Here is a 285-nt window from a genome sequence, read left to right as displayed (position 1 = left end):
ACACTCTTTTTCGGGATTGGGCGACTCTAAAATTTGCGCTGTTAAGCACCTGCCATGCGACATCGTACCCCAATTCGTCCAGCGAACCAAGGATGGTCGCAAACGTCCTGCCTGAGTCATGCGATAACAATCCGGGTACGTTCTCAAGCAGCAGATATTTAGGTTTTTTAACGGCAGCGATTCTGACAATTTCAAAGAACAGAGTTCCTCTTGCGTCGTCAAATCCGCCCCTTTTTCCAGCGATTGAAAAGCTTTGGCAAGGGAAGCCTCCGCATATAAGGTCGA

1 protein-coding gene is annotated in these 285 nt (G+C 48.4%); it reads right to left on the bottom strand.

Features of this window, described 5'->3' with window-relative positions; translation table 11 throughout:
* On the bottom strand, positions 1–285 hold a 285-nt coding region (gene dcm, locus LI114_RS13920), incomplete at both ends, for a DNA (cytosine-5-)-methyltransferase (RefSeq protein WP_227221157.1).

The sequence above is a fragment of the Ruminococcus sp. 210702-SL.1.03 genome (assembly GCF_020559915.1).
GTDB lineage: Bacteria > Bacillota > Clostridia > Oscillospirales > Ruminococcaceae > YE71.
Note: the sequence above shows the minus strand (reverse complement) of the source record. Positions and strands in the feature narration are given on the sequence as shown.